We start from the raw sequence: 26,108 nt of genomic DNA on the forward strand, positions 1-26,108 counted from the left end.
ATCTTATGAATAAGTTACGCTACTCCCTTGTTTTGCTGCTAACAGCTGGCTTGCTGCATGCATGTACCATTCAACAGCCAATCAGCCATGCTCCAGCCACAAACAATGCCGATTACCAGGTCTCATACCTTTTTGAACACGATGGATGTAAGGTATATCGCTTTTGCGATGAAGGGCGATATGTTTATTTTACAACTGTCAACAGTGATATTACAGTTATCCCCAATGATTCCACGGTAATAACAAACACTGTTCGGAAGGAATAAAGTGTTTATCTAAAATTAGATAAAGAGAGATAAAATGAATTTTTAACAATAATTAACAAGACACTGAATTACCCGCATTTAAAGGTCTGTTGGGTTGAATTGCAAATATTCTCACTACAAATGTTTAATAAAAAACAATAAAAGCTAAACAAAAGTATAATCGCTCGGTTTACCTCTTGCAAACGTTTAAAACTTAGAGATATGAAAAGAGCGATTAATTCAAGGAACACAAGGTTAGGTAGTCTTTTTCTAATGGTATCATTAACCTTTTTATTCGTTTTTACTGCATGTGAGAATGAAGACACAGTATCGCCTGAGCAGAATGGTCAGCAGGAGATGTATGATATTGAAACGACACTTGAGATGATCACCGAAAATCCTGACTTTTTTGACAGCGATAGTGATGGTGAGTTGAAAAGACGTTGGAGAACGTACCCAACATTCAGAAATTTGACTTATGCACTGTTTAAAACACGTTTATTTACAACAGTTGTATCTAATGAACTAACTGTGTTTGCACCTACCGACGAAGCTTTTAAGAAACTTTTTGATGAAATTGGCGTTAAGAGTATCCGTGAAGTGCCGACTGATCAGTTAAAAACTATTCTTTTGTATCACGTTGTTCAGGGAAAGGTTAAATCAACAATGCTTAGTAATGGATTTGTACCAACATTAAACGGTGCAGCTGTTGAGGTAGACCTGAGTGATGGTGTGATGATAAACGATGCCACTGTGCAATATGCCGATATTCGTGCCTTAAATGGAATTATTCACATTATTGATGAAGTGCTGTTACCTCCGACGCAGAATATAGTTGAAATAGCCCAGGGTAACGAAGCCTTTTCGATATTGGTTGACGCTGTGATAAAAGCTGATTTGGCTGAGACCTTAGCTACAGGTGGACCATTTACTGTTTTTGCTCCAACCAACGATGCTTTTGTTGCTTTACTTCAAGAATTAGGTCCTGAATTTAATTCATTGGATGACATTCCAGTTGAATTATTAACGCAGGTTCTGCTATATCACGTTATTGAAGGGCGAGTGTACTCAAGTGATTTGCCTGCTGGTCCCGCCAGTGTGCCAACTTTACAGGGCGATTCGTTTACCATTGATGTAACCGGTCCGACCATTACCGATGCAAATAGCCGGGAAGCTGGTTTAATCGCATCATTACTTAATATTCAGGGAACCAATGGTGTTATTCATGTGATTGACAGAGTCATTCTTCCACCGCTTGAATAATGAACTGTTAACTAATAAATAAAACAAAGGGGTAAATAGCTACATTTTACCCCTTTCCCTTATTTGTAAATATATCGGTTTGTTGTGTGCTTAATTGTATTTGCCTGCGCGTACAGCTTTAATGTTTTCATCTGCAAGATACTCCTCAAAATCCATCAGTTTATCAACAATGCCGTTTGGTGTTAACTCAATAACGCGTCCACATGTTGTACGAATAAACTCATGGTCATGTGATGCCATTAAAATCTGTCCGGGGAAAGATTTCATATTGTTGTTAAAGGCCTGAATGGATTCCAGATCAAGGTGGTTGGTCGGGTGATCCAAAATCAATACGTTTGGTTCTTCCATCATCATGCGGGCAATCATACAACGCATTTTCTCACCTCCTGACAGTACCGTGGCTTTCTTTTCAATGTCATCATTGGAGAATAACATTTTCCCCAAAAAGCTGCGCATATAGTCTTCTGAAGTATCTTTGGCAAACTGCGCCAGCCAATCATATAACTTTAATTCCTTTTTGAAGAAATCGGTGTTATCCATTGGAAGGTAGGCACTGGTAATGGTTTGTCCCCATTCAAAGTTACCTGTTTGAGCTTCTTTTTCTCCGTTAATAATCTGGAAGAAGGCTGTAACTGCACGGTTGTCGCGCGAGATGAAAACTACTTTCTCATCTTTTTCAATATTAAATGTCACGTCTTTGAACATTACTTCTCCATCAATAGAGTAGCTCAGGTTTTCAACACGTAATATCTGGTCACCCGCAGGACGGGCAGGTTGGAAAATAATACCAGGATAACGACGAGTCGATGGCTGAATTTCTGTAACATTCAATTTATCCAACATCTTTTTACGACTAGTCGTTTGTTTACTTTTTGCAACGTTTGCACTAAAGCGTGAAATAAACTCCTGAAGTTCTTTCTTTTTCTCTTCAGCTTTTTTGTTCTGTGCCGCTTGCTGACGGGCTGCCAACTGGCTCGATTCGTACCAGAAGCTGTAGTTACCTGAGAACATGCGGATTTTGTTGAAATCAATGTCAACAATATCTGTACATACATTATCAAGGAAGTGACGGTCGTGAGATACAACAATCACTGTATTTTCAAAGTTGGCCAAATAGTTTTCTAACCAAAGAACTGTTTCAAGGTCAAGGTCGTTGGTCGGCTCATCCAGAAGCAGGTTATCAGGATTACCAAACAGGGCCTGTGCCAAAAGAACACGAACTTTCTCTTTTCCTGTAAGGTTTTTCATTTCCTGGTGGTGAAGGTTTTCTTTAATGCCAAGACCACTTAATAGCTCAGCAGCATCACTTTCGGCATTCCAGCCATCCATTGCAGCAAATTCATCTTCCAGCTTAGCGGCTTTCATACCATCCTCTTCGCTGAAGTCTTCTTTCATGTACAAGGCATCTTTTTCCTGCATCAGCTCCCACAATTCTTTATGGCCCATCATCACAGTATTTAATACTGTAAATTCATCATAGGCATAGTGGTCCTGCTTAAGTACAGACAGACGTTCGCCAGGTTCCATCTTGACATTTCCCCGTGTAGAATCTAATTCCCCGGATAAAATGCGAAGAAAAGTTGATTTGCCGGCGCCATTGGCACCAATTAATCCATAACAATTGCCAGGCGTAAACTTAAGGTTAACGTCTGAAAACAAAGGTTTTTTGCCAAACTGAATGGCTAAATCAGAAACTGTAATCATGATGCAACTTGATTTTTCAGGGCGCAAAAGTAGAAAGAATTGTTGTAATAGCTGTTTTCGTAATGTTAAAAAAGGTTGTGATATCAATTTGTCAGGGGTGGTACATAAGATATTGAGCCTGGAATTACTCTTTTAAGGAGACGGTATTATTATTATACACTGAATCGATCAAAAATAAATATAGTTATAAGTATAATGAAAAGAGGGTTTTAGGTGTAAGTTGTGTGTTTTTTTAAAAAAAAAGGAATTTTCTTTGGGGGGTAGTCGATAGTAGCGTGTTATACCATTGAACAGGCGAAAAAAACATACACGTGAACAAAGAACATATCATACAATATCTGTCTGACCGAATGTGCGAAAGTGAAAAGCAACGTTTTTACACAGCTTTGGAAAATGACAGAGAGCTGAAAAAAGAGTTTATTAAGCAAAAGAACCTCTGGGCGGTATCAACATCACTGGGAGAAAAAGAAGCAAGTCAGGAGAGCGATACGAATTTATTTTTATACAGGCTCAATAAAAGCAAGGAAGATTATAAGGTAAGTAGGCATTTGACCCTGCGCTTAAATATATATAAAGTCGCAGCTGTAGTTATGTTCGCCTTGTTGATCGCTAGTGTTGCAATGATGCTGAATCAGACCAACCAGGTGAAGGATGCAGGAATGCTTTTTACAGAAACATATGTACCAAGGGGTGAGATGTCTGAATTGACTTTGCCAGACGGGACACACATTACGCTTAATGCCGATACCAGGCTGAGGATACCATCCAATTTTTCCGGTGCTAATCGTCAGCTCGAATTAGAAGGAGAGGCCTATTTTAAAGTAAAACACGATAAAGAAAATCCATTTATTGTAAAAACGGCTAGCATTAACATTGAAGTGTTGGGTACGAGTTTCGATATATCATGTTATCCCGATGAAGAAATGGTAACCACTGTTTTGGATGAAGGAAAAATTCGTTTTGCCGGTGCGAATAACAATATGGTAAACGGAACTTTTCTGAAACCTGGAGAAACAGCCTATTACCATAAAACGAGTGGTGTTTTTAAAGTGAAGGAAACGGCAAAATCAGATAAAGTATCATCATGGAAACAAGGTGTAATTACTTTTAAAGACATGCCGTTTTACTTATTGGTTAAAAAGATCGAGCGTCAGTATGATGTTGAAATAGAAGTCGATGAGAGTCTGTTGTTTGAAAAATATACTGGAGAGATCAATGAAGAAACTGTGTGGGCAGTGATGAATAATTTTGCTATTGCTACACCTTTTAATGTTGAGTCATCAGGTAGGAAAATAAAGATTACCCCAAAGAAAAATTATTAAAAAAATGAGCACCCAAATCCCTGGCCGGAGAAAAAGATGCTCAGAATAATTCTTAATACTAATAACAAATTTATGAAAAAAAACAGATTAAAAAGGGCTTTAACGTCTGTTAACAGGTGGAAAGTCACAGCTTTGCTGATTGCGGGCATTCTGTTGTCGAGTACAAATCTATTTGCACGACAGCAAGAAAGACTCAATGTAGTGCTTAAAAATGCTTCACTGGAAGAGGTTTTTAATGCCATTGAAAAACAAAGCTCATATCGCTTTTTATACAAGTCAGACCTTGTTGATGTCAACAAAAAGATCAACATTACCAAGCGAAATGCAGAGCTTGAGTCCGTATTGAAAGAGGCTTTCGAGGGAACAGATATTTACTTTACGGTTAAGGAAGGTGATTTGGTAATAATTACTCCATCTGCTCCTAAAGCTAAGTCTGATATTCAACAAGATGAAAAGGTTATTAAAGGCAAGATAGTTGATGTTAATGGAGATCCGCTACCGGGGGCCGCTGTTTATCTTAAATCAGATAATTCAGTGGGTACAATAACTGATGTTGAAGGCCGCTATGAACTAAAAGTGCCGAATGATGCGCAAACCATTGTTTTTTCCTTCATTGGAATGGAAAGCCAGGAAATAGCTTTTGCCGGTCAAAGCAACATTGATATAACATTAATGTCTGCTTATGAAGAAGTTGACGAGGTCGTTGTTGTGGCCTACGGAACGCAAAAGAAGTCAAATCTAACAGGTTCTGTACAGGCGGTATCGGGTGATGAGCTAAAAGATGCTACAACACCGAGCGTCTCACAGCTTCTGCAAGGTAAGGCTTCCGGTGTTTATGTGGTTAACGAATCCGGTCGTCCGGGATCGAGCCCTAAAATTCGTATCCGTGGTAAAGGTTCATTCTCTGGCTCAGTTGATCCTCTATGGGTGATTGATGGTGTGGTGTCAGGAACGGGTTCGCAGCTGTCACCCAGTGAAATTGAGTCGATCTCTATCCTTAAAGATGCTTCAGCGACAGCACTGTACGGGTCTCGTGCTGCCAATGGTGTAATAATTGTGACCACCAAAACTGCCAAGAAAGGCATGAACAAGTTCACGGCTTCAGCTAATGTTGGGTTAAGTACTTTGAATGATGGTAACTTCTCTATGATGAACAGCCAGCAATTATACGATTACCATAGTACGTTCAATACAGAAGCCGATTATTATTCAGAGGACTTGTTAAATACAGACACTGACTGGATTGACCTTGCTACTCAAACGGGCGTTGCCCAGAATTTTACCTTTTCTTATATGGGGGGAAATGACAAGGTGAGAACGGCGATCATTGGTGATTACTACAATGAAACAGGAGCCGTTAGTGGTTATGAATATGAGCGCTATACAACTCGTTTTAACCTTGATTACACCATAAATGATAAATTGGAGTTACATGCAAAGCTTTCAGGAAGTTACTGGAATGATGATAACCGCCAGCGCAGTTTATATCAGTCCTACTACAATTTACCCTGGGATAATCCATACAATGAAGATGGTTCGATCAAAACAGGTCGTGAGAGTGAATGGATTGGCCGTGATAACAGCAACTACCTGTATGATTTACAGTGGAACTGGGCAAGAGGTAAACAGCTGGGTGTAAAAGGTATCTTTGGTTTTGACTATAAATTTAACGACAACCTGACCTTTACATCAAACAATAATATTGGCTATAATACGCACCTTACCGAGACATATACCGATCCTAAATCACAGTCCGGACAAGGTGATAAAGGACGTATTTACAATGGACAAACGTTTACCACTTCACGCTACACCAACCAGTTATTGAAATACAACAAGTCATTTGGACTTCATAATGTGACAGCTTTTGTCGGATATGAGTATAGCGATTATTTATATGAAGCGTTTAATGCAGAAGGAAAGTCTATTCCTAGTGGTTTTGAAGTGTTGGATGTTGCAGGTGAAGCCTTAAGTATTGGTGGTCAAAAATCTGATTGGAAAATGCAGTCTTACCTGTTTAATGCCAATTACATTTATAACAATCGCTATATGGCACAGTTCTCTGTTCGTCGTGATGGACATTCAAGTTTCAGTCCTTCCAAGCGATACGGAAACTTTTATACCGTTAGTGCAGGGTGGACTCTTAGCGAAGAATCATTTATGCAGGATATCAACTGGGTGAATGTTTTAAAACTGCGTACAAGTTATGGTGAGGTTGGTAACCTGCCTGGGACACGCTATGGTTACTGGGATATTTATCCTATTACATATTCATACAATGGTGTACCTGTGCCTTTTCCAAATCAACTGGGTAATGATGAGTTTACATGGGAAAAAGTAAAGTCTTTCAACATTGCCATGGATGCGCGTGTGTTTGATCGCTTTAACGTAACTGTTGAATGGTATAATAAGCAAACATCTGATTTAACTCACAATGTGCCTTTATCAACGGCTGTTTACGGTTTTAAGAATCAGTGGTTGAATGTTGGCGCGATTGAAAACAAAGGTATCGAAGTAGTGCTGGGTGCTGAAATAATCAAGACAACTGATTTTAGCTGGAACGCTGACTTTAATATTGGTTTAAACAGAAATAAGGTAAAAGAGGTATTTGAAGACCAGCCGATTGACAGAGGTTATAAACGCTTGACTTTAGATGAGGATATGGACTCGTTCTTCATGCGTAAATGGGTTGGTGTTGATACACAAACAGGAGCTCCTCTTTGGGAGAAAATAGAAGAGTTTGATGACAATGGCGATGGTGAAACCGATCGTACTGAAGTATCAACAACTTCTGACTGGAACGAAGCGACACGTCAATTGGTCGGATCATCAGCTCCTGATTTCTTTGGTGGTTTATTAACTGACCTGACCTACAAGAATTTCTCACTCAACGCCAATTTTAGTTTTGTAAAAGGAAATAAGATCTATCATCAGGCACGTGAGTATTTTGATGCTGATGGCGCTTATCCTACTTACAATGTTATGAACCTTCATGATGGTTGGAGCCGTTGGGAGAAACCTGGTGACAATGCCACACACCCGCAATCAATAGCAGGTGGTAACAGTATGTCTAACAAAACTTCATCGCGTTATCTTGAAGATGGAAGCTACCTGAGAATGCGTAGCCTGACGCTGGGGTACAACCTTCCAGCTAACCTGTTGGAACGCATTAAACTTAAGTCAGCTCGTTTATCAGTGAGTGGCGAAAACCTGTTTACAATTACAGATTTCTCTGGTATGGATCCTGAAGTTGGTGAAGATGGAGATGCTGATGGTTCATTCTATCCTTTAACGAAGCGCATTGTGTTTGGTCTTAATATCGAATTCTAAAAAGTCTATGAAAATGAAAAATTATATATTAATTGTATTGTCAGCACTTCTGTTATTCAATACAGGTTGTGAAGTGGAAACCATTCCTTACGATTCGGTTTCCAGTGAGGAGGTAACAGGACCCGATGGTTTAGCTGCAGTTACCAATGGTTGCTATGCCTATCTGAAAGAAGAGTATTTTTATAAGCCATACCATTATGTGCCTGAGTTTGGTGGTGATAATATTGCATTATCAGGCACAACTTCTGATCGCTTAATGAACTTATATAATTACAACCGCGTAATTGATAACTATCATACTCAGCGTTTGTGGGAAAAGTCATATTTAATAATTGTAACACTCAATCGTTTGATTGAATCTAATGAAACAGGTGTTTCTCCTGAATTAGATCAGATATTGGGAGAGGACCATTACCTGAGAGCATTTTTATACCTGACTTTAACCAATACTTTTGGCCGACCATATGCTCAAAGTCCCGAAACCAACCTGGCAGTGCCTTTAAAGCTAACGTCAGATCCTGACGACACACCGGCACGGGCAACTGTGAAAGAGGTATATGATCAAATCGTTAAAGATTTACTGGCTGCAATTGATCTGATGTCTGAGGATAAGGCAAGCATCTATGCTACTAAAGAGGCTGCCCAGGCTTTACTGTCTCGCGTTTATTTATACATGGGTGATAATGAAAATGCCATTAAATATGCCACTGATGTAATGGATTCCGGTCGATTTACCTTGCTTGGAAATTCAGATATCTCCAACTATTTCACCTATTCGCCCGATGAAAATACTGAGAATATCATGGCAGTGAAGTTTGTAAAGGACGAAGATTATCTATACAACGGATGGTATACTGTTGGAAGTATGTATGCGAATGTTGATGGTGCAGGTTGGGGCGAAATGTATGCATCTAAACCTATTCGCGACTTGTTGAATCAGAATCCGGAGGATCAGCGTATTAAATTTATCGAACCTCAATACGAGTCTGAAGCAAGCTACACTGAAGGTGGACAAACAATTGTAGTGAAGAATCCGATGTGGTACATTTTTGTTGAAGAGGTAGAAGATGGAAGCCATATTAAATCATACTTCAGAACCGGTTTGGTGGTTGATGATGCAGGGCAGTGGAAGTTGGCGGAACCTGATGAAAATATTTCAGGTACGCATGTTGAAACAGAAGAAGTAGAAGGTGAAACCAAATATTTCATTACCTGGAAAGGTGAAAAGCAGTATGTTGATATTGAGCGTATGATGCAAACCCGTCAGGGCTATCCAAAGTACTATGTATTGAAGTGTTCAAAGCAACAGGGGCAGGCTCACCTTTGGTCGCCGTCCATCTCACGTTTGGCCGAAATGTACCTGAACCGTGCTGAAGGATATGCCAAACAAGGTAATGGAGATTTAGCTCTTAGCGACATTAATGTCCTGCGTCAAAGGGCGGGTATACCAACCTGGGATATCGATAATTTGCCTCTTGGTAAAACAGTTCTTGACCTTGTACTTGAGGAACGTCGCATGGAGTTGATGTTTGAAGGTCACCGTAAGTTTGACATCTTCCGCAATGGATTAACTCTGGACCGTCATTACCCGGGAACACATGATCGTGGAGCCGATAATGTTGTGAAAATGACTGTTACTCCTAATGATAATGCCATTGTAGAGTACATTCCACAGCTTGAAATAGACCGTTATCCGGGCGATTTACAGCAAAATCCGTAGATTAGATATGTAATTAAAAGGCGATAAATATTGTCGCCTTTTAATTGATACTAACATTTTTCTGTGCAACAATAAAGTAGCAAATAACATAATTATGGGATCAGACAGACGATCATTTTTAAAGAATATGGCGCTGGGGGCAGGTGTTGCTGCTGCAGCTCCACTGGCAGGATGTAATACACGTCCTAAAGAGAAAGAAGCAGTTGCTTATATACGTGAAAACGCAGAGCGCGTGCCTGAAATGGAATTTAACATGTGCGGTTATGCTGCACCTAAACTTGATAAGGTCCGTGTGGGTTTTGTAGGAATTGGTGACAGGGGGATTGGAGCTGTTGATCGAATGGGTTTTATTGAGGGTGTTGAAGTAACCGCCCTTTGCGATACTCGGCAGGCGGCTATTGATGGTGCACAAGCTTCATTGGCTAAAGCTGGTTTGCCAAAAGCCAAGGAATTCACGGGTAGTGATACTGCTTTTAAAGCTTTATGTGATAGTGGTTTGGTTGATCTGGTTTACATTGCTACTCCCTGGGAATGGCATGTACCGGTTGCGCTGGCAGCTATGCGCGGAGGCAGTCATGCAGCTGTCGAGGTATCAACAGCCAAAACAATGGACGAATGCTGGGAAATGGTTGAGGTCTCGGAGCAAACTAAGAAACACTGCGTTATTCTGGAAAATTGTTGTTATGATTTCTTTGAGCTGCTGACATTGAATATGGCTCGTCAGGGTGCTTTTGGTGATCTGGTTCATGGTGAGGGTGCATATATTCACGATTTAGATTACTGGCATTTCAATAAACCACAGGACGACAAACCTCGGGGTGACGGTGCTTATGACAAACTATGGCGATTGCACGAAAATACCCGTAAGGCCAACGTTTATCCTACTCATGGTTTAGGTCCGATATGTCAGGCCATGGATATTAACCGTGGCGACAGGATGGATTACCTTACAGCCATGATGTCGGACGATTTTACTTTGGCTAATCGCATTAAGGAGCTTGCTCCTGATCGACCTGATCTGCAACAATTCATCGGCAAAGAAATGCGCGGTAACATGGATATGCAGATGATACGCACCGTTAAAGGCCGTACCATGATGATACAGCATGATATCAGCTCACCTCGTCCGTATTCGCGCATTCATATGTTGAGCGGTACGAAATGTTTTGCGCAAAAGTGGCCGTTGCAACACATTGCTTTTGGTCATGATGTGGCCGATGACGCTAAAATGAAAGAGTTGTGGAAAAAGTATACACCAGAAATTGTAAAACGTATTGGAGAAATGGCCAAACAGGTTGGTGGCCATGGCGGAATGGACTTTATGATGGATTGGCGTTTAATTGACTGCCTGCGCAATGGCTTGCCAATGGACATGGATGTATACGATGCCGCTGCCTGGAGTTGCATTACACCATTGAGTGAATGGTCAATTGCTAATGGTTCTAAGCCTATTACAATACCTGACTTTACGCGCGGTAAATGGAAAACCAATAAGCCGCTGGAGCTAACACTGAAAGGTGGTGGTACAACCGGCGTTCGCAATCTTAAAAAAGCTGATTCTGATAAGCAATTGTCAGTCGGATAGTATTCAGTTTTATCAATTAACTAATTTACTTGATTTGCAACGGCTCTATTGATCATTGATAGGGCCGTTGTTGAAAAGGTCTTAATAATTAAATTTTATGAGAATAGCATCATACATGCTCTTTGTTGCCGTTTGTATGCTCCTGATTGGATGTACAAGCTGCAGTAAAGACGAACAAGAATCGGAAACGGAGAATATTCCCGCAATGAATATCCGGGTGCCTGCCGGCGGCAATACCTGGGTCGTTGATAACCCATTCAAAGGCAGTCAGACGATCGCTGATGAAGGCATCAAAAGTTGGAGCGATAAATCAGATAAGTATCGTATTTACTTTAAGTTACCTAAAGCTGGTTCACTGCATGTCGGTATTAATGCAAAGGTGAATTCAGGTGTTTCTGTGCTTAAAATTACTGTGAATGATGATGCAAAGGAGCTTAGTATTTCCGGAAAGGATTTACGCAATCATTTTGCAGGGACTTTTGAAGTGACAGAGCCGGGCTATCACTATGTTGAAGTGGAAGGTCTGTCAAAAGAAGGTGGCACATTTGCCGAAATAAAGGATGTAACACTTGGAGGTGAAGCGACATCGGGCAAGATGTATTATGTGAATGAAGAATATTACTGGGGACGTCGTGGTCCATCCGTTCACTTAAGCTACAAAGTGCCTGAACAGGCTTCTGATATTGAGTATTTCTATAATGAAATAACAGTGCCGGAAGGCGAAGATGTAATAGGTTCATATTACATGGCCAACGGATTTGGTGAAGGTTATTTCGGTTTTCAGGTTAACTCTGATGTGGAACGCCGCGTATTGTTTTCTGTATGGAGTCCTTATCATACCGATGACCCATCTTCGATACCGGATGAAGATAAGATTAAACTGGTTCGCAAAGGTGATGGAGTAACTACCGGTGAATTTGGCAATGAAGGATCAGGTGGCCAGAGTTACTGGAAGTACAACTGGATTACAGGAAATACCTATCAGTTTTTGTTAAAGGGAACACCGCTGGATGATGGTTACACACAATATACGGCCTGGTTTAAGGGCCCCGAATTGGATGACTGGAAACTTATTGCCAGCTTCAAGCGACCAAAAATCCAAACATGGTTAACCAGTCAATATTCATTTCTTGAGAATTTTCATACCGAAACAGGTGCCCTAAGCCGAAAAGCATACTACAACAATCAATGGGTGTATGATACCAAAGGTAACTGGTATGAGATGACAGAAGCGAAGTTTACAGCCGATGCTACGGCCCGAAAAGAATCGCGAATGGATTATGCAGGAGGAGTAGAGAACGGCATATTCTTTATGCGTAATTGTGGTTTTTTTAATGAAACCACCCAGATAGACAGCTACCATAAACGAAACGCCCTTGGTGTTCAGCCGGTGATAGATTTTAATAGCCTCCCTTAAAGGCACATGCATTAGTATTTATAATGAATGATCCCCGGTTGTTGCTTCAGTTAACAGCCGGGGATTTTACTTTCTTTATGCATTATTCCATCATTTTGCCATAATAAACTATTTTTACATGCGTTTGTAAAACGAGATTAACAATTTAGGGATTTAAAGAATGATTCGATTATTAAGTTTTCTACTATTTGCACTTATAGCTGGCAGAGTCGTAGCTCAGGACACAACAGTTTTGACCATTGGTGATAAAAAATATTCACTTGAAGAGTTTAACTACATTTACAATAAAAACAACTCTCTCACTCAAGAGCCGGTTAGTAAGAACGAATACGTTAACTTGTTCGTAAACTACAAGCTTAAGGTTGAAGAGGCTATTGCCCAGGGGTATGATACTGTCCCATCCTTTAAAAGGGAGTTGGAATATTATCGAAATGAACTGGCTAAACCATACCTGACCGATAAGAAAGCAACAGATGAGGTGGTAAAGGAAGCATATGAGCATATGATGTATGAAGTGGATGCCTCTCACATATTAATTGAGCTTGACAAATCACCAACACCTCAGGATACTCTAAAGGCCTATCAAAAAATTGCAGATATCAAAACAAGACTTGATAATGGCGAAGATTTCGGGAAGCTGGCGATGGAGCTGTCAGAAGGTCCTTCGGCCCCTAATAAGGGACATCTGGGATATTTCGGAGCTTTCATGATGGTTTATCCTTTTGAAAAAGCTGCATATAGTACCCCTGTAGGACAGGTGTCAGAAATTACCCGTACGGCTTTTGGATATCACCTGATCAAAGTACACGATAAGCGAAAAAATAAAGGCGAAATACTGGTAGCGCATATCATGAAAGCGTTTCCTTATCGGGCCAATCCGACAGTTCAAAACCAGTCAAAAATAGCGATTGATTCCATCTACAGGAAACTAATGAATGGAGAATCTTTCAATGCCATGGTAGCTCAGTTTTCAGACGATAAACAAACAGTTGCCAACAACGGTAAATTGCCATGGTTTGGAACCGGACGAATGGTTCCTGAATTTAGTGATGCTGCCTTTGCTCTGAACAATAACGGTGATATATCTGAACCTGTAAAAACACAATTTGGATGGCATATTATTAAGCGTATCGATGTACGACCAGTAAAACCACTTGATGAGTGTCGCGAAGAAATTATGCAGAAAATAAAGCGTGATGAAAGGGCTTTTGCAGGGAAAAAAGCCACCATTGATCGCTTAAAAGAGGAATATACTTATACCGTTAATGAATCGGACTATGCGCAATTAGAATCATTGGTTATTAAAGCCAGCGCAACTGGAAAAGAAGCATTGATCGCTGAGCTTAGCAGTGCAGCACTGCAACCGGCTTCCTTTGATGATCAGGTAATAAGCTCATCTGACCTGGCAAATGAAGCGTTTCCTTTCAATATTCCATCTGCCGGATTAACACCGGCTAATTTTAGCCAGATATGGAACGATTATATTGATAACAAGTTAATTGAGTATGAAAAAGCAAGGCTGGAAAGTAAGTATCCTGAGTTTAGGTTTTTGATGAATGAATACCATGACGGTCTGTTAATATTTGAAATTAGCCAAAGGGAGGTCTGGAACAAGGCATCAAATGATAGCACCGGTTTGGTGCGATATTATGAAGAGCATAAGAACGACTACATATTAGAGGAGCATTTTAACGGACGCCTGCTTTATTGTAAAGATAAACAGACGTATAAGCAATTGAAAAAAGTAGTGAAGAAAAACCCTGAAATGCAGATTGATTCCCTTGCTCCGTCATTGGCAGAAAACATAAAAGTAAAAGAAGGCCGCTTTTTTAATGGCGATGAACCTATGTTAGATGCTCAGATATGGAAAAAGAAGGGTGCAGCTATTGATTCTACATATCCTTATTTATTACCTTTAGGAGTGAAAAAGGAAAAAAGCATTCAGCCATTAACTGAAGTTCGTGGCCGGGTAATTTCAGATTATCAGGAAGAACTGGAACGTAATTGGATAGATGGATTAAAGCAAAAATTCAATCCTCAGCTTAACACTTTTGTTTTTAATGAACAATAATATATTTTAGCCAAAATAAGATCAATTAATTTTAAGAATGAAAAGATATTCTAACAGCATATCAGTACTTGTTATTTTGGCTTTGATCACCATTGTTGGTTGTAATAGTAATAGCGAAAAGGAAGCAGATGAACCATTGGTTAAAATCAACCAGACAGTGTTAACCAAAGGCATGTTATCCAACGCTGTTCCCAATAGTTTGTCAAAAGATGACAGTGTTATTTTTGCACAGGATTATATTAACCGCTGGATTCGCTCTGAACTTTTATTGGGTAAAGCAGAACTGAACCTGACGCCTGAAGAGAAGGATGTGGCAGCATTGATGGAGGAATATCGTCGTTCCTTGCTCATTCACCAGTATCAGCAAAAGATGCTGGAACAAAAGTATAGTCCGCTGATAACTGGTTCTGAGATTAGAAACTACTACACCGAAATGGAGGATAATTTTAAATTATCTGAACCCATTATTAAAGGGGTATTTGTTATTGTTCCGCAATCAGCACCTAATATTGATGACTTAAAAAAATGGTATCGTTCAGATGATTCTGAAGATATTGTAAAGTTAGAGGCTTACTGTTTTCAAAATGCAAAAAAATATGAGGTGTTTCTTGATCACTGGCTGACTTTTGATGAAATAAACAAGCGTTTACCTGAAAGTATCAACAGAACAGAGCGATTCATCAAAAACAATTCTTATCACCATACAACTGATTCTTTGTATCAGTATTTCCTTTCTATTAAGGAATTTCAGTTGAGTAATGAAGTGGCTCCGCTTGAATTTGTAGAGTCAAAAATTAAAGCCATCCTGCTCAATAAGAAACGCCTTGAATTTATAAAGCAGTTAGAAAGTGATCTGTACGAAGAAGCATTAAAAAACAAGAACATTACTTTTTATTAATACATCCCCTGATAGTGATTCAGTCTTTGAGTTGAATAGTAATATTCACACATAGCAAGCATATATGTAACTTACATGGCATAATGATCACGGGTCTTACGATCGGATTCACATATTTAAGCTGATTAAAGTGCAAAAAACTGGATAGCATTGAAAACATAAACCTGTTAGGCACTAAAAATTGATTAACAATTTACAATAGGAGCAAAAAATTATGTAGGTTTGCATTTGCCTTGAATGATGCATTATTATTGGAGAGATAATAAACAGGCAATGCATCTGAATGATAAGATGATAAAGAATAAGAAATTACTGAATATGAAGCAATTCATTAAGATAAGTACATTACTACTTTCAATATTTTTTTCTTTCAACACACTGCAGGCCCAAACTAACGTTATTGATGAGGTAATTGCAGTAGTTGGAGATAACGCCATTCTGAAATCTGATATTGAACACCAATATGAGCAAGCATTAGTAGAAGGCGCTAACTATCAGGGGGATTTAAAGTGTCACCTGTTTGAGCAAGCTCTGATCAGTAAATTATTATTGAACCAGGCCAAGCTTGATAGTGTTGAAGTTGGAGAAAACGAGGTGGTTAACCAGGTTGACCAACGTATCAACTACTTTATTCAGCAAATTGGAGACAAAGAAAAGCTGGAAGAATATTTTAACAAGTCACTGTTGCAAATAAAGCGTGATCAAATGGAGATGGTTCGCACGCAAATGCTGACTCAACGCATGCAGCAGGAGATTACCAAAGACATTAATGTTACACCCGCCGACATCAGGGGTTATTACCGTAACCTGCCTAAAGATAGTTTGCCAATGGTGCCAACTCAATTCGAGTTACAACAAATTGTGCTGCATCCACGGGTTGAACAAAAAGAAATAGACCGTGTGAAAGCGCAGTTGCGCGATTTCCAAAAGCAGGTTAATGAAGGACGTGATTTTGCTACCCTGGCAGTGCTTTACTCTGAAGATAAAGGATCGGCAACACGAGGAGGAGAGTTAGGCTGGATGCCACGTTCAGGTTTAGTACCTGAATTTGCCAGTGTTGCATTTAACCTGCAGGATAAAAAGAAGGTGTCAAAGATTGTTGAAACTGAATTTGGTTTTCACATCATCCAGCTAATTGACCGTAAAGGAGAGCGTATCAACTGTCGCCACATCCTTATTAAACCAAAGGTTACTGAAGATGCGAAAAAGGAAGCCCAGGCCAGTTTGGATACCATCCGTGGTTTAATTACCGATGGAACAATGTCATTTGAAGAGGCTGCCTTACGTTTTTCAATGGATAAGGATTCGCGAACAAGTGGTGGACAGATGGTCAATCCACAAACCGGTACCTCTAAATTTGAAATGGGCCAGATTCCTGTAGCCATCAACAAAGAGCTGCAAACCATGGAAGAAGGAGATATCTCACCATCATTTTTCATGTTGGATGAGCGCAAAGGAAAGGAAACCTTCAGGTTGATCAAGCTAAAGCGTAAATCAGACCCGCATAAGGCTAACCTTAAGGAAGACTACCAGTTACTTCAGTCAATGCTGGAAAACAGCATGCGGCAGGAAACCTTAGACAAGTGGATTAAGGATAAGCAGGCCGAAACCTATATTACGATCGATAAAAATTGGGTGAACTGCGAATTTGAATATGACAACTGGGTTAAGAAATAAGTCATTATATGATAGTATTAAGCTCCGAGGCATTTATGTTTCGGAGCTTTTTTTGTATAGCGTTTAATGGTTTGATATATTGTTCATTCATAAAACTTCATACCGGTAATAAATTCATGGCTTGTTTATCTTTTTTAAACTAAAAATGCGATTGCAAGCATAGAATCATTAAAAACTGGGCGTTATATTATTATCAACTCAGAAAAATCACTATTTTTGGTTATTGCAATCAAGTGAAGTGTGAAACGAGTAACCTATAAGTATAGAAACTCCCATTTAGAAGCTTATTTCTGGTTAATCGCCCTTGTTTCACTAGCGTTATCTTCACCTGATAAGGCAACGCATTACACTCTTTGTATATTTAAAAATCTGGGTTTTGATTTTTGCCCTGGTTGTGGCTTAGGTCGTAGTATTACCTTCCTGTTTCATGGGCAATTTGTTAATTCGTGGCATTCTCATCCATTGGCCTTACTGGCTGTGATTGTCTTGCTATACAGAGTTTTTAAGTTATTGAAAAAAGATATAAACTTTACAACATAAAATAGATGCTATGAACAAAATTTACACCTTATTGCCAGAAGTAGAAGGAGAAGAAGCTATTTTTCTTGATTCTCTTTTAAAAGATATGAATGAAGAGCAAGCACAAAATTTTATTCTTATCTATCGTGGTCGTCGCAAAGATCCGCAAACAATATTATTGACCGCTTTACTAGGATTCTTTGGTTTTGCTGGTATTCACCGCTTTTTTATTAATCACATAGGAATGGGAATACTATATTTCTTTACTGCCGGTTTATGCTTTATTGGAACCATTGTGGATTTGGTTAATCATAAAAACCTTGCTTTTGAACACAATCAGCAGGTAGCTCGTGAAATTAAGGTGTTGATTAACTAATTATCATCATCGAAGTTAAAAGGTAAAGCTCCGGTTTGTGGAGCTTTTTTTATATCCTTGTACCTGGTAGCTTTCATCTTTTCCTGGGAGTAAGGTTTTATTATACTTACAAAACTCTCACGGCTCGACGCCTCAAGCCACACGTCTTGCTTTTCTTCGCTTAGTATTAATGGCATACGTGCTTCTTTTACCTTAGGGTTATTATGAATTTTAGCCATCAATGCATTGGCTGAGGTAGTAACTATACTGCAAGTGTTGAGTGTTTCGTATGTATCAGGGTTTAACCATTCACTCCATAAGCCTGCAAGCATCAGCGGTTCATCATCCTTCGATGTAATGTAATAGGGAATGGTTGTTTTATTTTGATGATGGTATTCATAAAACCCGGCAACTGGTATTAAGCAACGTTTATGAGTGGCCGAATCTCTGAATGAAGGCTTGTCAAACAAGCTTTCTGCTCTTGCATTTAAGGTTTTATTCCAGATGTCATGTGCCTGGTTTAAATCTTTTATCCAGTGCGGAATTAATCCCCAATATGAAAGAACAGGGTGGTAGGGCTCTTGATTGGTGTAAATAATAATTTCAGGGTGAGTAAAGCCCGAAACTTTCTCAAAATCTTTGAAATTCCTTAATTCTTCCTCATAACGTACAATATCCTCTTTCACACCATAATGCCTGGCTCTCTTCAGTGCTTTCTCAAGCAGGTATTTTGCAGTGTAACACATCTGTTTAGTTTATCTTACTAACAGATGTGTAATTATAATTGTTGATATGGTCACATATAAAAAAAATCCGCCCATTTGGCGGATTCTGATTCTATTCACAACATTGACACTTTTCTATTCGCCATTGTGGAAATTGGTCTGTCGTATAATTGTATAGACCACTGGATGAATAAAACTCCCCTAAAAGCAGGCAGGAGTCAATTTTAGGCATTGCATGGCAGCCTGCTTTATGAATGGTGCGAATGCCGCTTTTTGATAATTTATAATCCAGGTAATATGTGTTCATGATCTGCTTTTAACCAATAACTAACTGATAATACTTACGCGCTTTAATCCTCTTAGATTAAGGATCTTGATTGTTTCCTTATTCATATCGATCAGTTTTTCACGCAAGAAATCATTAAGAGAGCGACTTACTGATTCTTTGGAAGTGCCAATCCAATTGGCCATGTCTGTGCGTGATATGCGAATAGGAAAGTCATGACCTTCTTCAACTTCAAACAGCTCCATTTGCTTAACTAAAATATTTGCAGCTCTGCCTCGAACGGTTTTCTGACTCATATCAATTATTGATGTGCAGGCTTCTTTTATTTCTGTGCAAGCCTTCTGAAGCATCATAAATGCCAGGTTGCTGTCAGTTTTAAAAGCATTCTGCAAACTGTTGTCCGATAGCTCGCAAAGGATAGAGTTAACCATGCACTCACAACCAGTGATCTCTGGTTCATTAGTAAATTGAGAATAATAGCCAACAATTTCTCCCTCACGTACCATGCGTACTATTTGTTTATTTCCTTTGGCACCTACGCTGTATAGTTTAACCATACCTTTTTTTACAAGGTAAGCCGTTTTAGCTTTACTGTTGGCATTGTATACAATTTCACCAGTCTGGAACATCGAACATTTGTCAAACGAAGTGAATGCCTGACTGCTGTTATTCATCACACTTTCCATTTTACTCCATTTTTCAGATTTGTTTTTAAGGGTAGAATTTAAAGAAAGAGGCACTTGATATCGCCAGATGAGCACCTCTTAACTTAAACCTTTTGTATTGATATAGACACCTCAATGGTTGAAATGGGTGACAAGGGAATGGCTTTTTTGAAATAAAAAAAGGAAACCACTATGGATTTCCTCAATCTTTACAGGAGTAAATCTCCTTTATAAATCTTTCATACTTAACTGTATACGTTTTCTTAGTCGGTCAACTTCTACAACCTTAACTTTGACCTGTTGTTGTAGCTTTACAATTTCGTTGGGATCGCTAACGTATTTGTTAGCCAATTGTGAAATATGAACCAGTCCGTCCTGCTTAACACCAATATCGACGAAAGCCCCAAAATTAGTAATATTGGTGACCAAACCCGGTAGAACCATTCCTTCGTATAGATCTTCGATGGAGTAAATGCCTTCTGCAAATTCGAAAGTTTTTATTTCACTACGCGGATCACGCCCCGGCTTGTCCAGCTCTTTCACAATGTCGTTAAGTGTAGGTAATCCAAACTTGTCTGAAACATAGCTGTGTAAGTTTATTTTGTCCCGGAGCAATTTATTGTCAATCAAATCGTTGATGCTACATCCAAGATCTTTAGCCATTTGTTTAACAACTTTGTATGCCTCTGGGTGAACAGCAGTGTTATCCAGTGGGTTGTCAGCATTATTTATTCGTAAGAATCCGGCAGCCTGTTCAAAAGCTTTAGCTCCCAGTCGAGGTACTTTTTTAAGTTTTTCACGCGAATCAAAGGCTCCGTTCTCTGATCTGAAGTCAACTATATTCTGAGCCAGCTGTGGTCCAAGGCCTGAAACATAGGTTAATAAATGTTTGCTGGCGGTATTTAAATTGACACCTACAGAGTTAACGCAGGACTCGACAACGGTATCCAGTGATCTTTTTAATTGTGCCTGATCAACATCGTGCTGGTATTGTCCGACTCCAATTGATTTGGGATCTATCTTAACCAGCTCAGCCAGGGGATCCATCAAACGACGTCCAATTGATACAGCACCTCTCACTGTCACATCATGATCGGGGAATTCTTCACGTGCGGCCTTACCCGCTGAGTAAACCGATGCACCATCTTCACTTACAACATATATATCCACCTTGTTTTTGAAGCGAAGACCCTTTGCAAATGCTTCCGTTTCACGCGATGCTGTTCCGTTGCCGATGGCAATGGCTTCAATCTGATGTTTATCAACCAGTGATGTGATTGTGTTAGCAGATTTTTGATATTCATTCTGCGGAGCGTGGGGATATATGGTACTGTTTTCTTTTAGATTGCCCTGGGCATCCAAACAAACAACTTTACAACCTGTTCTGTAGCCCGGATCGAGGGCTAAAACACGCTTTTGGCCAAGGGGGGAGGCCAGTAACAGCTGACGAAGATTCTCAGCGAATACTTTAATTGCCTCAGTGTCTGATTTTTCACTGAAAAGATTGGTGAATTCTGTTTCAATTGACGAGGATAATAAACGTTTATAGGCATCGCTCACCGCCTCAGCCACCTGCTCTGATGCACTGGTGTTACCCTTAACAAAAAAACGATCCAATCGATGGATACAAGTATTTGCATCGGGAGATACGGATAGCTTTAAATACCCTTCTTTTTCGCCTCTTCTCATCGCCATAAAACGGTGCGAAGGACAACGTTTAAGTGGTTCGCTCCAGTCGTAATAGTCCTTGTATTTAATACCTTCTTCCTCTTTGCCCTTAACAACTTTTGATGTTATAAGAGCTTCCTTGTCAAATACTGAACGAACTATTTCACGCCCAACCTTATGCTCATTAACCCATTCGGCAATTATATCCCTGGCACCTTGTAAGGCTTCTTCAGTATCTGCTACCTTATCATTAACAAACGAAGCGGCACGATCTTCAATGTCACGTTCATATTGTTTCATCATTATTTTAGCAAGGGGTTCCAGACCTTTTTCCCTTGCTTTCACCGCCCGTGTTTTACGTTTGGGCTTAAAAGGGAGGTATATATCTTCCAGCTCGGTCAAGCTAAAAGTCTCTTCTATTTTTCTTCTTAATTCAGGGCTTAAAACATTCTGTTCATCCATTGATTTCAGAATGGTTTCTTTGCGCTTTTCAATCTCTTGTAGTTTTTCGTAGCGCTCTTTTATATTGCCAACCTGCAATTCATCCAGGCTACCCGTCATTTCTTTCCTGTATCGACTGATAAACGGAATGGTTGCACCTTCATCCAGAAGAGCTATGGTATTTTGGACGCTTTTTAATGAAATATTAAGTTCGGACGCAATGATTTGGCTTAACTGCATAATAATGACCTTAATTAATTTGCTGTTAGTTAAAAAACAAAGAATGCAACTTAAACAGTATAATTCTAATTGTCAGATTTCTTAGACTTATGTTCAGGCTTCTTTTTGAACGATTTACGTTTATTGCCCGAAGGTTTTCTTTTCGGCCCGCCTTTTTTTCTTTTCTTAAGAAGTTCTTCTGGGTTATAGACTGGTGCTTCTCCCAATTCCGGGTTAAGTGGAATTTTAAAAACATCAGTTTCTATCAAACGTTCTATCTTATGGAATTCAAGTATTTCCTTGTCATTGATAAGCGTGATAGCTACGCCTTGAGTCTGGGCTCTGGCAGTTCGACCAACCCTGTGCACATAGTCTTCTGCATCACGTGGTACATCAAAGTTGATAACCAAATCTATTTTTTCAATGTCAATACCACGGGCAATAATATCGGTTGCAACCAGTATCTGTACATTGCGATTTTTAAAATCACGCAACACATCTTCACGTTCAGCCTGTTCCAGGTCGGAGCTGATCGCTTTTGAATTAAATCCATTACTATGGAGAGAACGGGCTATTTCCTTCACCTTTTGTTTGGTCGATGAAAATATTATGATGCTGGGTAGATCTTTGTCTTTCAACAGGGTGTTAAGAAGCGGGATTTTCTGCGTGTCATAAACCATGTATGCCGCCTGCAAAATACCTTCGGCAGGTTTACTTATGGAAATATTAACCTCTTCCTGATCTACTAAAATATTTTTTGCCAATTCTCTGATCTTAGGAGGCATAGTTGCAGAGAACATTAACGTTTGGCGTTTCTCAGGCAGGTATTTAACCACTTGCATAATGTCATCAAAAAATCCCATGTCAAGCATGCGATCTGCCTCGTCCAGTATCAGGTGCTGAAGTGTATCCATCTTTACGTAACCCATGGTAAGGTGCTGTATTAACCTTCCAGGTGTTGCGATTACAATATCAGCCCCTGTTGTCAGGGCATTCTTCTGCCGGTTCCACTCTCCTGAATCATTTCCGCCATATATGGCTGTTGAAGAGATGTCAAGAAAATAGCCGAAACCTTCCATTTGTTGGTCGATCTGAATAGCTAATTCCCGTGTTGGAACAAGGATTAAGGCATTGATCTTATTGTGGCCATTCCTGATTAATTTGTCAAGTACAGGCAACAAATAAGCTGCTGTTTTACCTGTTCCTGTTTGAGCACAGGCAATCAAATCCTTACCATCCTTAATGACCGGTATGGTTTTTTCCTGAACAGGTGTTGCTTTTTCAAAACGCATGGCATCAAGGCCACTTAGCAACTCATCTGAAAATCCAAAATCTTTAAATTCCAATATTCTCTCTTTACAGTTTCATTATTCTACATAAACAACCAGTCCCTTAAGGTATTCACCCTCCGGGTGATATATATCTACAGGGTGGTCGGCCGGTTGGGTCAGCTGCTGCAATATTCTGACTTTACGTCCGGCTCTGGCAGCAGCCGAAAACACCATCGTCCTGAATTGTTCCTTGGTTATCACCTGTGAGCATGAGAATGTAAACAGAATACCGCCCGGGCGAATTTGTTCAAGGGCTTTGGCATTAAGGCGCCTATAACCTTGTAAGGCGTTTTTAACAACATTAACATGCTTTGCAAAAGCGGGTGGATCCAGGATAATCAGATCGTATTTGTTTTTTATCTTATTCAAGTATTTGAAGGCATCAACAGCAAAGGCCTCGTGACGCTCGTCGCCAGGAAAATTCAGTTCTACATTATCATTGGTGATATGAATGGCTCTTTCTGAACTGTCAACTGAATGAACCAGCTTGGCTCCGCCTCGCATGGCATAGAAAGAGAACCCTCCTGTATAGCAAAACATGTTCAGAACCTCCCGGTTTCTACTGTAATGCTCAATCAGTGATCGGTTCTCACGTTGATCAACGAAAAAACCCGTTTTCTGACCTCTTTCCCAATCTACTTTAAATTTAAGGCCATTCTCCAATGCTACTTTTTCCGAGCTTTTTCCATAGATGTAGCCATTGACCGGCTCAACATCAGCTTTGTATGGCATTGTTCCTTCCGACTTATTGAATATGGATATCAATGAGTCGCCCAACACCTCCTGCAGCGCTTTTGAAATAGTATCTTTTTCAAGGTACATACCAACGGTATGCATTTGTACAACGGCTGTACCATTGTAAAAATCAATGATTAATCCTGGCAGGTAGTCGCCTTCGCCATGAACCAAACGATAAGCATTGGTGCTTTCATCAGCTACCAATCCATTAGCCTGTCTTAATTCGTAGGCCTTCTGTATTCTGTTTCTCCAGAAGTCATAATTAATTTCTTCCTGTTCAAAGCTAAGGACACGAACTGTGATGGAACCAATAATATAATGGCCCAGCGCGAGGAAATTTTCCTGGCTATCCAGGACTTCAACAATATCACCCTCTATTAATTCGGGGCCTTTAACGCCTTTAACTGCTCCTGAAAATACCCAGGGATGAAAACGGTTTAAGCTCTGCTCTTTTCCTTGCTTTAAAACTAATTGTGGTCTTTCTGACATTAACGTTTGCTTCTTATATAGTTTGAGCTTTAACAGCCGGAAACTCTTTTAATAAATTGTAATATAATTCAAGGGCCACCCAAGCATCAGTTGCTGCATACAATACCTGACCTTCGGTTAGATGTGGTGCTTCCCAATTGGAGAGGCGCTGACGTTTACTGACCCTGAAATTTAATACCAGACCGGCCAGTTTTTTGAGACTTGTATCTTCTATTCCAACTCGTTTAACATGATCTTGTATTTCAACAAAACCGGCCGATTCAAATTCAGTTATACGATTGAGTCCTTTTATATCATCGCGAATGCCAACACCTATTTTTTTAATTTCAGGGTTGGACAATAAATTGATTAAAGCAGGATGAAAACCAGTTTTATTCAAACGAAACAAGTAAACTTTGTCAGGGCTGGCTAATTGAAGCAATGATACCTGGTTAATTTTACCTTTTCTAAATGAGGGTTTCGTTTCTGTGTCAAAACCAATTATTGCATGTTGTTCAAGCTCCTTAACAAGATTGTTAACAGCGTTTTCATCTTCAACAACATCAACCGGTCCTTCAAAGTGCTTTAGGGGTAATTGGCTTAATTCTTCTTTGCTTATGGTTTTCTCCATCTATACTATTGGGGATTTATGATATTAGAGTAATGGGGTTTCTTCGGGGTTTTCATCTTGCCAGTCTTGCTGCATCCGGTTATACCAGTTCTCTTGCTGCTGGCTTTTCTGGAACTCTTCTTCTCCTTCTTCTTCTGTTATGTCATCTTCACCATACAAAACGGCATGCAGGGCTCTTAATGTATTAACCATTCTTTGGCCCCAGTAAAGTTCGAAATTAGTCATGACATCAGCCAGCGCATCATTCATAATTTCAGTAACACCCAATCTGTATGCTGAAATAAAATCTTTTAAATCCTGATAAATATCCGCCATGTCTTCACCAATAAAGGCAATTACAGGAGTGTCGCTTCTTTGCATATCGGCATTGAATACTTCCAGGTAATCATTAAAACGACCAAGTTTGGCAGTGATTCCTTCCTGAATTTGCGTATAAGTCATTTCGTCAACTGTTTTTTCAATGCTTTCCTCAAGTTCTGGCTCAACCTTAGGTAAAACAGAAGCTTTCAGGTATAGCAGTGGTATAATTCGGGTCGCCACCGTAATAAACTGCTTGCGGTTCATTTCATCAGCTGTCTCCAAAAATGTGCAGTATTCTTTTGCTACAGTAACAAATTCAATAACATTTTTGGAGTAAACTACGTGCTCAAAAGACTCTTCCATACATTTAATCTAATCACCCTATTCTGAGACTATGCAGATTGGATATTCAATGGGCAAAAGTAACAAAAATTAGCGAGTAATACTTTTTGCATGATGATATTATGCTTTGGGGCTTACCCTGAATTACTTCGCAAAGGAAAAACATGCTAATGGCTCCAACGATTATG

Annotated in this window: 21 protein-coding genes; 12 read left to right on the plus strand and 9 right to left on the minus strand. The window is 39.6% G+C overall.

Annotated elements, in window-relative coordinates; genetic code table 11:
- Positions 1-5 precede the first annotated feature (5 nt).
- Positions 6-266, plus strand: coding sequence for a DUF4884 domain-containing protein (locus tag ACRD69_RS16700; protein ID WP_430816260.1), 261 nt, complete (start codon positions 6-8; stop codon positions 264-266).
- Between the two features lie 201 nt (positions 267-467).
- Positions 468-1,508: a fasciclin domain-containing protein gene (locus tag ACRD69_RS16705; RefSeq protein WP_430816261.1), complete on the plus strand. Its 1,041-nt coding sequence runs from the start codon at positions 468-470 to the stop codon at positions 1,506-1,508.
- A gap of 90 nt (positions 1,509-1,598) precedes the next feature.
- Here the strand turns inward: ACRD69_RS16705 and ACRD69_RS16710 are convergent, their stop codons facing one another.
- Positions 1,599-3,212, minus strand: a complete 1,614-nt coding sequence (locus ACRD69_RS16710; protein WP_430816262.1) for an ABC-F family ATP-binding cassette domain-containing protein — start codon at positions 3,210-3,212, stop codon at positions 1,599-1,601.
- A gap of 311 nt (positions 3,213-3,523) precedes the next feature.
- Here ACRD69_RS16710 and ACRD69_RS16715 point away from each other — a divergent pair, with 311 nt between their 5' ends.
- The 10 genes from ACRD69_RS16715 to ACRD69_RS16760 all read left to right on the plus strand — a co-directional run bounded on the left by ACRD69_RS16715 (position 3,524) and on the right by ACRD69_RS16760 (position 18,127).
- Positions 3,524-4,534, plus strand: coding sequence for a FecR family protein (locus tag ACRD69_RS16715; RefSeq protein ID WP_430816263.1), 1,011 nt, complete (start codon positions 3,524-3,526; stop codon positions 4,532-4,534).
- Between the two features lie 72 nt (positions 4,535-4,606).
- Positions 4,607-7,864, plus strand: coding sequence for a TonB-dependent receptor (locus tag ACRD69_RS16720; protein WP_430816264.1), 3,258 nt, complete (start codon positions 4,607-4,609; stop codon positions 7,862-7,864).
- Between the two features lie 13 nt (positions 7,865-7,877).
- The gene (locus tag ACRD69_RS16725; RefSeq protein WP_430816265.1) at positions 7,878-9,584 is read left to right on the plus strand and encodes a RagB/SusD family nutrient uptake outer membrane protein; all 1,707 of its coding nucleotides are present in this window, start codon (positions 7,878-7,880) and stop codon (positions 9,582-9,584) included.
- Between the two features lie 94 nt (positions 9,585-9,678).
- The gene (locus tag ACRD69_RS16730) at positions 9,679-11,169 is read left to right on the plus strand and encodes a Gfo/Idh/MocA family protein (protein WP_430816266.1); all 1,491 of its coding nucleotides are present in this window, start codon (positions 9,679-9,681) and stop codon (positions 11,167-11,169) included.
- A gap of 97 nt (positions 11,170-11,266) precedes the next feature.
- Positions 11,267-12,586 carry a DUF3472 domain-containing protein gene (locus ACRD69_RS16735; RefSeq protein ID WP_430816267.1) on the plus strand — a complete coding sequence of 440 codons (1,320 nt, stop codon included), beginning with the start codon at positions 11,267-11,269 and terminating at the stop codon, positions 12,584-12,586.
- A 160-nt stretch (positions 12,587-12,746) separates the two neighbouring features.
- Positions 12,747-14,657: a peptidylprolyl isomerase gene (locus ACRD69_RS16740; RefSeq protein WP_430816268.1), complete on the plus strand. Its 1,911-nt coding sequence runs from the start codon at positions 12,747-12,749 to the stop codon at positions 14,655-14,657.
- A gap of 37 nt (positions 14,658-14,694) precedes the next feature.
- The gene (locus ACRD69_RS16745; RefSeq protein ID WP_430816269.1) at positions 14,695-15,555 is read left to right on the plus strand and encodes a hypothetical protein; all 861 of its coding nucleotides are present in this window, start codon (positions 14,695-14,697) and stop codon (positions 15,553-15,555) included.
- Between the two features lie 318 nt (positions 15,556-15,873).
- On the plus strand, positions 15,874-17,232 hold the full coding sequence (locus ACRD69_RS16750) for a peptidylprolyl isomerase (RefSeq protein ID WP_430816270.1): 1,359 nt from the start codon (positions 15,874-15,876) through the stop codon (positions 17,230-17,232).
- 240 nt (positions 17,233-17,472) lie between these two features.
- Complete coding sequence (locus ACRD69_RS16755) at positions 17,473-17,772, plus strand: DUF2752 domain-containing protein (protein WP_430816271.1); 300 nt, start codon at positions 17,473-17,475, stop codon at positions 17,770-17,772.
- Between the two features lie 10 nt (positions 17,773-17,782).
- Positions 17,783-18,127, plus strand: a complete 345-nt coding sequence (locus ACRD69_RS16760) for a TM2 domain-containing protein (protein ID WP_430816272.1) — start codon at positions 17,783-17,785, stop codon at positions 18,125-18,127.
- On the opposite strand, the gene ACRD69_RS16765 is transcribed toward ACRD69_RS16760, so the two are convergent.
- The 8 genes from ACRD69_RS16765 to ACRD69_RS16800 all read right to left on the minus strand — a co-directional run bounded on the left by ACRD69_RS16765 (position 18,124) and on the right by ACRD69_RS16800 (position 25,941).
- Positions 18,124-18,852, minus strand: coding sequence for an SOS response-associated peptidase (locus ACRD69_RS16765; RefSeq protein WP_430816273.1), 729 nt, complete (start codon positions 18,850-18,852; stop codon positions 18,124-18,126). The two genes, ACRD69_RS16760 and ACRD69_RS16765, sit on opposite strands and share 4 nt — an antisense overlap.
- Positions 18,853-18,943: 91 nt before the next feature.
- The gene (locus ACRD69_RS16770) at positions 18,944-19,138 is read right to left on the minus strand and encodes a hypothetical protein (RefSeq protein WP_430816274.1); all 195 of its coding nucleotides are present in this window, start codon (positions 19,136-19,138) and stop codon (positions 18,944-18,946) included.
- Between the two features lie 20 nt (positions 19,139-19,158).
- Positions 19,159-19,803 carry a Crp/Fnr family transcriptional regulator gene (locus ACRD69_RS16775; RefSeq protein WP_430816275.1) on the minus strand — a complete coding sequence of 215 codons (645 nt, stop codon included), beginning with the start codon at positions 19,801-19,803 and terminating at the stop codon, positions 19,159-19,161.
- Between the two features lie 207 nt (positions 19,804-20,010).
- Positions 20,011-22,131, minus strand: a complete 2,121-nt coding sequence (locus ACRD69_RS16780) for a Tex family protein (protein ID WP_430816276.1) — start codon at positions 22,129-22,131, stop codon at positions 20,011-20,013.
- Between the two features lie 65 nt (positions 22,132-22,196).
- Positions 22,197-23,456: a DEAD/DEAH box helicase gene (locus tag ACRD69_RS16785; protein WP_430816277.1), complete on the minus strand. Its 1,260-nt coding sequence runs from the start codon at positions 23,454-23,456 to the stop codon at positions 22,197-22,199.
- Positions 23,457-23,477: 21 nt separating this feature from the next.
- On the minus strand, positions 23,478-24,668 hold the full coding sequence (locus ACRD69_RS16790; protein WP_430816278.1) for a class I SAM-dependent rRNA methyltransferase: 1,191 nt from the start codon (positions 24,666-24,668) through the stop codon (positions 23,478-23,480).
- Positions 24,669-24,681: 13 nt separating this feature from the next.
- The gene (locus ACRD69_RS16795; protein WP_430816279.1) at positions 24,682-25,278 is read right to left on the minus strand and encodes a 3'-5' exonuclease; all 597 of its coding nucleotides are present in this window, start codon (positions 25,276-25,278) and stop codon (positions 24,682-24,684) included.
- A gap of 24 nt (positions 25,279-25,302) precedes the next feature.
- Positions 25,303-25,941: a DUF5063 domain-containing protein gene (locus ACRD69_RS16800; RefSeq protein WP_430816280.1), complete on the minus strand. Its 639-nt coding sequence runs from the start codon at positions 25,939-25,941 to the stop codon at positions 25,303-25,305.
- Positions 25,942-26,108 lie beyond the last annotated feature (167 nt).

The organism is Carboxylicivirga agarovorans, assembly GCF_050589845.1.
Lineage (GTDB): Bacteria > Bacteroidota > Bacteroidia > Bacteroidales > Marinilabiliaceae > Carboxylicivirga > Carboxylicivirga agarovorans.